Source organism: Aeribacillus sp. SP014, assembly GCF_054055575.1.
The window spans coordinates 341,883-350,000 of record NZ_JBSRXI010000001.1; the positions used below are offsets into that span (position 1 = coordinate 341,883).

Genomic DNA, 8,118 nt, shown 5'->3' on the forward strand with positions numbered 1-8,118 from the left:
TTATTTCAAATGATACTCCTGATACACTTCCCGTTTTGGCAAATTTCGATCCAATGCGGCCAATTTTATCGCTTCTTTTGATGGATAGCCTTTTTCTATATAATGTTCGACATGTTCTTTAATCGTCCATTTACTCCACCATGTTTCTTTGTTATCATCGGGAGTATTTTCTTTACTGCCTTCAATGATTAAACAAAACTCCCCTTTGATTTCATGATTTTCCGCCCAATCTAATAGTTCATCAACTGACCCCCTCACAAACTCCTCATACATTTTTGTTAACTCTCGAGCAACAGCCATTTTCCTATTGCCAAAAAATTCATGAATATCCTTTAACGTTTCAACGAGTCGATGAGGAGATTCATAAAGGATAATGGTTTCTTTCTTATTTTTTAATTGCTCCAATTGTTTTTTCTTTTCTTTTTTCTTGTGATGTAAAAATCCAAAAAAATAAAAAGGCTGAGGCGCAATTCCTGAAGCGATCAATGCCGTTAATGCAGCATTAGCCCCCGGAAGCGGTATAACCGGATAATGATGGTCTAAAACTAGCTGAACAAGCTCACTTCCTGGATCAGAAATGGTTGGCATGCCGGCATCGCTGACAAGTGCAACTTTTTTCCCCTCTTCAATCATTTTCATGATCTGTCTTCCACTCGAATTTTTATTATGTTCATGATAGCTGATGATGTTTGTATCAATATGATAATAATGACATAATTTTTTCGTTTGTCTCGTGTCCTCCGCTGCAATAACGTCACACTCTTTTAACACACGGATTGAACGGAACGTCATATCTTCTAAATTTCCGATCGGCGTCGGCACTAAATATAGTGCGCCCTTCTCTACATCTTCCGCATAGCTTTTTTGCTGCCACATCCCTATTCACCACCATAATTTATACATTCCGCTTTGGTCACATTTTATTTACCCGTACAATATTTTTTGAACTTCATCCGTATAATTGTTTTGATCATCGTAAACGATCAATGGGGGTAGAATTTTTAAATCAGGATTCCCATCTTTTATTCCTTCTACTAATAAAGTATTTGCTTCCTTTCCAAGCTTTGGATATACAAAGCGAATTCTTTTCGGTTCCACTCGATATTTTTTCATGAGTTCGATCATTTCTAAAAATCGTCCTGGACGATGGACAAAGGCAACTTTTCCCCCCGGCCTTACCAATTGGCTGCTTACACGTATAGCATCTTCAAGAGTGCATAATATTTCATGCCTTGCAATCGCAAAATATTCGTTTTTATTTAACTCTTCTTGTCCCGGCGTTTTGAAATAAGGGGGATTGCATGTTACAACATCGAACTTCCCATACCCAAGCTGTTTCGGCATGTCCAAAATGTCGCCGTGAATGATCTTTATTTGATGTTCAAGGTTATTATATTGGACAGATCTCACAGCCATATCAAACAGCCGCTTTTGTATTTCCACTCCTGTGATCGTTCCTTTTGTTCTTGTGCTTAATAAAAGTGGAATCACCCCGTTTCCTGTACAAAGGTCAATCAAATTCCCTTTTTGGATCGGGACATACACAAATTTTGCGAGAAGAACTGCATCGAGAGAAAATGCAAAAACTGAAGGACTTTGAATGATGCGCAAATCTTCCGCTAACAAATAATCCAGCCTTTCATCATCGTGCAAATATACCATGTAAATTTCCCTTTCTTGAGATTACTTACTCGTCCTAGTCATAAGAAAAGCCTCCTGAAAAGGAAGCTGCACTTACTTTTTATTTAAAAATGAGAGGCAGAACAGGCAATCTCCATCTTTCCTTACACTGCCATAATGCAGATTACAAATATGAAATCCTTCCTGATAAAGTCTTGCCAGGTTATCATACCCTTCGCCAATATCTATATGTCCAAGCTTTTTTTCCTTCTTCTTAGCGCTTTTCAATTCTTCTTGTTTCAAATTCATTTGATCAAAAGAAGACATTCGTTTGCGCAAGTGGTCGTTTTCCAATTTTAAATGTTGGTTTTCTTCAATTAATTCTCCTATATGCTGCTTTAATTCTCCTAATTGGCGGTACAAATAACCAATTTGTTCCTCCAGCAATGTCACAGCATCAAAAATTTCTTTTTTGTTCACTGGTTTTCCACCTCTAATCTGTGAACTCCATAGAAACAGCATCGTCTTGTATTAATTCTTCCCATGTGTATTCAACGACGCGATCGCGATTGATCAGTTCAACTTGCAGCACACGTTCTAAAATATTTAGTCCGACAACCTTTCCTGTTCCATTCGGAGTTTCTATAGTATCTCCAATATCCGGAAGTTGCTCTTTTGCTGTTTCATATTCATCATTCTCATATTTTAAGCAGCACATTAATCTTCCGCATAACCCCGAAATCTTTGTAGGATTCAAAGACAAATTTTGATCTTTCGCCATCTTAATCGAAACAGGCTCAAAATCCCCTAAAAATGTGGAGCAGCATAGCATTCTTCCACAGGGGCCGATTCCGCCAAGCATTTTCGCTTCGTCTCGCACCCCGATTTGTCGAAGTTCAATTCTCGTTTTAAAAATAGAGGCCAAATCTTTTACAAGCTCGCGAAAATCAATACGCCCGTCAGCAGTAAAGTAAAAAATGACTTTGTTGCGGTCAAATGTATACTCTACATCGACAAGCTTCATCTCTAAACCGTGTTCTTCTACTTTTTTTAAACAAATATCCATCGCTTCTTTTGCTGCCCTGTTGTTTTCTTGGACAATCATCCGATCCTTTTCATCAGCTTTCCGAATGACTTTCTTTAATGGAAGCACAATATCATGCTCTTCCACTTGTTTTTTGCTGACTACTACTTTTCCATATTCAATCCCTCTGATTGTTTCAACAATGACATAATCATCAAGCTGTATATCAAAACCATTTGGATCAAAATAATAAATTTTTCCCGCCTTTTTAAAGCGAACTCCTACAACATCATACAAGCTTATCCCTCCTGCAATGTTAAAACCAAATCTTCCATAAGAAGCTGCGGATTAACATTGAAATTTAACCGTTTTTTTGCATTCAAAATGGAGACGATTTGGTGTAAAACAGTTCGTTGGCCAAGCTTTAGCCCTTGCTGTTTTAACATTGGCAATATATCTAAATAAACAACGTCATCTTCATTTCCGATTTGAATTGATAATAAATCTTTATATAAAAATAGGAGAAAATCCAGTCCCATTTCCATTTGCTCTTTATCTGCAAAAAAAGGCACCCAATGATTATGAATAAAAAGCAATGCATGGTCGGGACGGGAGTCCAATACTTCATATAATTTTATCACTTTGGTTCTTGCTTCCGCAAACCAATCGTCACGGCTAAGTGAAAATGCTTCTTCAATATTATTGGTAACTTGACTGACGAGGGCAGCTATATGACTTGGAGTTCCTTTTTTCTCAAGTTCCTGCTGAATCATTTTTGGGGGAATGGGTTGGAAGGTTAATATTTGGCATCTAGAAAGAATTGTCGGCAACACTCGATGAACTTGATTTGTTATTAATATTGCCATTGTTCCTTCCATCGGTTCCTCCAAAAATTTCAATAAACTGTTGGCCGCATTGACAGTCATCTGGTCACATCCAGATATGATATAAAGCTTCCGGTTCGATTCAACGCCCGTTTTTGCAAATTCCTTCTGCAATGCTTCTATTTGTTCTTTTTTGATTGATAAGCCATCAGGCTCTATAAAGTGAAGATCAGGATGATTTCCGCTCTCAACTCTCTTGCAGTTTGAACATTGGCCGCACGGTTTATAATTTTTCTCCAAATGCTCGCAAAAATAACTTTTTGCAGTTAAAAAAGCAGCATCCTTTTTTCCTGTGCCCTTTTTCCCTTGAAATAAATAGGCGTGGGCCAATCTATTTTTCTTAAAAGAATTTTGTATTATTTTCAATACTTTTGGCTGAAGCTTTTCGAGTTCTTCCCATGTTTTCATTTATTGTACCACTCGCTTACGTATATAAATTCACGATCAGCCCTTTTATTTCCCCTATTTTCCCTAAAATGTTTACGGCATCTTTTTCTTTATTTAAAATTTCTTCGGTCAATTCCACCAGCTTTTGGTCAATTTGGGAAACGATTTTTAAATTCCGTCTGTTTCCATAAAAATCCCAGCTCTTTGATTCTTTGACACCCATTCCGAATTCAATCGTTTCACGAATAAGCCGCTTTACTAATCTTTTAAACTTAGACAAATCATGCATATTTCTCGATTTACTTAGACGTTCTCCGGCTTCCTCCAGTTCATTTAAAAGCTGTTTCCATTGTTCTTCATGGAGCTTGGATTCATGCTTTTCAACCATTTGAGAAAATATTTTAGATCTGTTTTGTGTTCCGTTCTGTTCAATTGTTTGTTTAGGCAGTATTGTTCTTAAATCTTCATTTACTTTCATTTGCTCTCACCTTTAAAATTGATGAAATTGTTCAACTGGAAGGACAAAAACAGTTGCACCGCCAACCTCAATTTCAAGCGGATAGAGAACGTAAGAGTCGGTATTCCCGCCTATCGGTGAAACTGGAGCAACAAGCTGTTGGCGAGATTGGCAGTTCGTTTTAATGATATCGAGCGCTTTTTGCACACGAATGTCTTCTGTTCCAATAATAAAAGTAGTGTTGCCGGACTTTAAAAATCCCCCGGTGCTTGCAAGCTTTGTCACACGAAAGTTATGTTCCGTCAGGGCTTTTAATAAGCGGTTGCTATCTTGATCCTGGACAACAGCCATAATCAATTTCATACGGAAAAGCCTCCTTATTAATAAAAACGGAAAAGCAGGACATCTTGCCAGGACATTTTGCAGCGAATATCAATTTTTCTTCATTATATCAAGCTTGAGAACGATATGACTACAATGTTTCCTTCCAAAATAAGTCCAATGCACTCTCCGCTTCAAAAAAAACTTTTTCTAAAGGCTGATCTGCATTGATCACTTTTATTCTATTCGGAAACATTTCAATGATTTTCTTGTATCCTTCATAAACCTTTTGATGGAAATCCAATTTTTCCAAGTCAAGTCGATTGATTTCTCGATTTTGATTGCTAGTTATTCTTGCTAATCCTTTTTCCGGCAAAATATCAAAAAACAGCGTAAGATTGGGCATCATGCCGGTTATTGCAAATTGATTTATTTCAAGCACCTCTTGAATCCCGAGACCTCTTGCATACCCTTGATAGGCTAAAGAACTGTCAACGAATCGATCGCAAAGTACAATTTTTCCTTTATGAAGAGCGGGAATTACTTTTTCGACTAAATGCTGTCTTCTCGCGGCAGCATAAAGAAGCGCCTCGGTCCTTGCATCCATCTCTGTATGTTCTTTATGAAGAATGATTTCCCGAATTTTCTCGCTGATGACAATACCGCCTGGCTCGCGCGTCACGACAACGTCTTTTCCTTCTTTTTCTAACTTTTTTTCAAGCTTTTTAATAATTGTCGTTTTCCCCGCTCCTTCAGGTCCTTCAAACGTAATAAAAATTCCTTTCATTAAGATCACCTTTTCCTGAAAATAGAAATAAGGCCTTCTGCTAATTTCTTTCCTCCTTGAAAATTAGCACGCAGCTTTATTAACCTTTTCAACGCTTCAATTTGATTTTTTGTAATTTTTTCTCCCCTCATCAAAAGCGGTATTCCCGGCGGATAAGGAATAATCATTTCAGCAGAGATCTCTCCTATCGCTTCTTCTAATGATACAAATGTTTTTGTACAGTTTTCCATTGCCTCGTAAGAAATAGATAGCTGGCTGATTTCGTCTATTTGTACTTCCTTCTGAAGACCCCATTCCATCTTGCTTGTTTGGGTACTTTTTAATATGTCATTGACTTTCGAAAAGTGTCCAGTATCTTGAAACTCTTTAGCAAACGGAAGCACAAACAAAACATTTAGAGGATCGGCAAGCTCAGGATAAATACGTGCTTTTTCAAAAAGCTTCATTAAATCATAACCTGACATGGCATTTTGTGAACGAATTGTCAGCTTTAAAGGATCAACAGCCACAAAAGGATCCTTCGAAGACACTATATCGATATAGTCAAGCTGTTGAAAGATCTCCACATATTTATGTAAAGTTTGATTCAATTCCTCTTCCTTCGTTAACATATCCTCGACATACGCTCTTGCTAAATCAAGTGAGGCCATAATCAAATAAGACGGACTGCTTGTTTGCAGCATATGTATATAATGGCTAATTTTTTCCTCATTCACCAATTTGCTGTTTACATGCAAAAATGCTCCCATTGTCATAGCAGGCAATGTTTTATGGGCAGATTGTACGACAACATCTGCACCAACCGAAACAGCTGATTTCGGAAACGAAGAACTTGCGATCAAATGAGCCCCATGAGCTTCATCGACTAATACCGGAACACGGCGGGAATGAGCAAATTGAATAAGTTCATTTAATTTTGTATATGTTAAACCGTAATAGGTAGGGCTTGTCAAAATGATCGCTTTTACTTGAGGATATTTTTGAAAAGCTTTCTTTACCGTTTCAACTGGTACATAAGAAGGCACTTGAAAACCTTCATCGAACTTGGGAGATAAAAAAACAGGCTTTGCACCGGCCAGCTCTAATCCATGCATCACTGATTTATGACTATTTCGTTGAACGAATACGACATCCCCCTTTTGGCAATTTGCAAGAATCATTGCCAAGTTTCCGACCGTTGAACCATTCACTAAAAAATATGTTGACGATACTCCATATAGTTCTGCTGCAAGCTGCTGCGCCTCTTTAATGATCCCTTCTGGCGCATATAAATCATCTAAATTAGCAATCTCAGTCAAATCCAGCTGAAGCGTTTGCCGAAAATGCGGAAACTGATTTGGATCATAAAGAATCCCGTTTTTATGACCAGGTACATGAAATGAAAGAGGATTTAACTGACGATGTTGAATTAAAGCATTATACAAAGGAGTACGAATTTTTCCCATCTGCTTTCATCGCCCTTTTCTATTTGCTGCATAATTTCATTATAACAAAAAGAAAAACTTGACCATCTGTTTATAGCCAAGTTAAGAATAAATTTTGGAAGCTGCCGCTTTTTTTAATTGCTCAACAAAATATTGATATTTCCGGTCACTCGTATCAGTCTGCACCATGTCCTTTTCACAATCTGTGCAAATAAAACTTGAATATAAATGAATGCCCTTCTCTTTTTGCTTATCACAGATCACACACGTTTCCCCAATTATTTCACTCTGTTGACTGTAAGTCATTCCTTCTCCACCTCCACCTTCATTATGTCCAAAATAAATATAATCTATGCAATTTTTGGAATTTTTTATTTATTTTCATATAAAAAAAGAGCAGCATCGATCGCCGCTCTTTTTCTTTCAATTTGCCTGGCAGCGTCCTACTCTCGCAAGGGACAAACCCTCACTACCATCGGCGCTGAAGAGCTTAACTTCCGTGTTCGGGATGGGAACGGGTGTGACCTCTTCGCCATTGCCACCAAGCAATTTTTTTCTATTCATTGTTCCATTCAGTTCGATGGACAACTACTATTATAACTTTTTGATCACAGTTGTCAACACTTTTTTGAATATCATTCTTTCAAAACTAGATAACGGTTCCTTCACGAATAGATGCTCTTACTTGGTTAAGTCCTCGATCGATTAGTATCCGTCAGCTCCACGTGTCACCACGCTTCCACCTCGGACCTATCTACCTCGTCATCTTCAAGGGATCTTACTCGCTTATCGCGATGGGAAATCTCATCTTGAGGGGGGCTTCACGCTTAGATGCTTTCAGCGCTTATCCCTTCCGCACATAGCTACCCAGCGGTGCCCCTGGCGGGACAACTGGTACACCAGCGGTGCGTCCATCCCGGTCCTCTCGTACTAAGGACAGCTCCTCTCAAATTTCCTGCGCCCGCGACGGATAGGGACCGAACTGTCTCACGACGTTCTGAACCCAGCTCGCGTACCGCTTTAATGGGCGAACAGCCCAACCCTTGGGACCGACTACAGCCCCAGGATGCGATGAGCCGACATCGAGGTGCCAAACCTCCCCGTCGATGTGGACTCTTGGGGGAGATCAGCCTGTTATCCCCGGGGTAGCTTTTATCCGTTGAGCGATGGCCCTTCCATGCGGAACCACCGGATCACTAAGCCCGACTTTCGTC

At 38.9% G+C, this 8,118-nt stretch carries 10 protein-coding genes and 2 rRNA genes (1 of these 12 cut by a window edge); all 12 read right to left on the minus strand.

Features of this window, described 5'->3' with window-relative positions:
- Entirely contained in the window at nucleotides 1–876 is an 876-nt protein-coding gene (gene rsmI, locus ACVIJU_RS01840) for a 16S rRNA (cytidine(1402)-2'-O)-methyltransferase (RefSeq protein WP_063387593.1), read from the minus strand.
- A 48-nt stretch (nucleotides 877–924) separates the two neighbouring features.
- Nucleotides 925–1,662 (minus strand): tRNA1(Val) (adenine(37)-N6)-methyltransferase, encoded by a 738-nt coding sequence (locus ACVIJU_RS01845; protein ID WP_063387594.1) that lies wholly within the window; start codon nucleotides 1,660–1,662, stop codon nucleotides 925–927.
- Nucleotides 1,663–1,734: 72 nt separating this feature from the next.
- Nucleotides 1,735–2,100, minus strand: coding sequence for a DNA replication initiation control protein YabA (gene yabA, locus ACVIJU_RS01850; RefSeq protein ID WP_063387595.1), 366 nt, complete (start codon nucleotides 2,098–2,100; stop codon nucleotides 1,735–1,737).
- A gap of 13 nt (nucleotides 2,101–2,113) precedes the next feature.
- Nucleotides 2,114–2,941 carry a PSP1 domain-containing protein gene (locus ACVIJU_RS01855; protein ID WP_063387596.1) on the minus strand — a complete coding sequence of 276 codons (828 nt, stop codon included), beginning with the start codon at nucleotides 2,939–2,941 and terminating at the stop codon, nucleotides 2,114–2,116.
- Between the two features lie 2 nt (nucleotides 2,942–2,943).
- A complete protein-coding gene (gene holB, locus ACVIJU_RS01860; RefSeq protein WP_456687189.1) occupies nucleotides 2,944–3,936 on the minus strand; it encodes a DNA polymerase III subunit delta' in 993 nt (330 codons plus the stop codon).
- Between the two features lie 16 nt (nucleotides 3,937–3,952).
- Nucleotides 3,953–4,393, minus strand: a complete 441-nt coding sequence (locus tag ACVIJU_RS01865; RefSeq protein WP_063387598.1) for a YaaR family protein — start codon at nucleotides 4,391–4,393, stop codon at nucleotides 3,953–3,955.
- Between the two features lie 12 nt (nucleotides 4,394–4,405).
- Nucleotides 4,406–4,735: a cyclic-di-AMP receptor gene (locus tag ACVIJU_RS01870; protein WP_456687190.1), complete on the minus strand. Its 330-nt coding sequence runs from the start codon at nucleotides 4,733–4,735 to the stop codon at nucleotides 4,406–4,408.
- Nucleotides 4,736–4,844: 109 nt separating this feature from the next.
- Nucleotides 4,845–5,480: a dTMP kinase gene (gene tmk, locus ACVIJU_RS01875; protein ID WP_063387600.1), complete on the minus strand. Its 636-nt coding sequence runs from the start codon at nucleotides 5,478–5,480 to the stop codon at nucleotides 4,845–4,847.
- A 5-nt stretch (nucleotides 5,481–5,485) separates the two neighbouring features.
- A complete protein-coding gene (locus ACVIJU_RS01880; RefSeq protein WP_456687191.1) occupies nucleotides 5,486–6,925 on the minus strand; it encodes an aminotransferase class I/II-fold pyridoxal phosphate-dependent enzyme in 1,440 nt (479 codons plus the stop codon).
- Nucleotides 6,926–7,006: 81 nt separating this feature from the next.
- Nucleotides 7,007–7,210 (minus strand): sigma factor G inhibitor Gin, encoded by a 204-nt coding sequence (locus ACVIJU_RS01885; RefSeq protein ID WP_063387602.1) that lies wholly within the window; start codon nucleotides 7,208–7,210, stop codon nucleotides 7,007–7,009.
- A gap of 124 nt (nucleotides 7,211–7,334) precedes the next feature.
- Nucleotides 7,335–7,450, minus strand: a 5S ribosomal RNA gene (gene rrf, locus ACVIJU_RS01890).
- Between the two features lie 139 nt (nucleotides 7,451–7,589).
- Nucleotides 7,590–8,118, minus strand: a 23S ribosomal RNA gene (locus ACVIJU_RS01895); it runs 2,403 nt beyond the window's last position.

What these genes read in the sequence shown, in the direction of transcription:
- rsmI (WP_063387593.1), bottom strand. Translation starts at nt 876, where the DNA reads ATGTGGCAGCAAAAAAGCTATGCGGAAGATGTAGAGAAGGGCGCACTA.
- ACVIJU_RS01845 (WP_063387594.1), bottom strand. Translation starts at nt 1,662, where the DNA reads ATGGTATATTTGCACGATGATGAAAGGCTGGATTATTTGTTAGCGGAA.
- holB (WP_456687189.1), bottom strand. Translation starts at nt 3,936, where the DNA reads ATGAAAACATGGGAAGAACTCGAAAAGCTTCAGCCAAAAGTATTGAAA.
- ACVIJU_RS01865 (WP_063387598.1), bottom strand. Translation starts at nt 4,393, where the DNA reads ATGAAAGTAAATGAAGATTTAAGAACAATACTGCCTAAACAAACAATT.
- ACVIJU_RS01870 (WP_456687190.1), bottom strand. Translation starts at nt 4,735, where the DNA reads ATGAAATTGATTATGGCTGTTGTCCAGGATCAAGATAGCAACCGCTTA.
- tmk (WP_063387600.1), bottom strand. Translation starts at nt 5,480, where the DNA reads ATGAAAGGAATTTTTATTACGTTTGAAGGACCTGAAGGAGCGGGGAAA.
- ACVIJU_RS01880 (WP_456687191.1), bottom strand. Translation starts at nt 6,925, where the DNA reads ATGGGAAAAATTCGTACTCCTTTGTATAATGCTTTAATTCAACATCGT.
- ACVIJU_RS01885 (WP_063387602.1), bottom strand. Translation starts at nt 7,210, where the DNA reads ATGACTTACAGTCAACAGAGTGAAATAATTGGGGAAACGTGTGTGATC.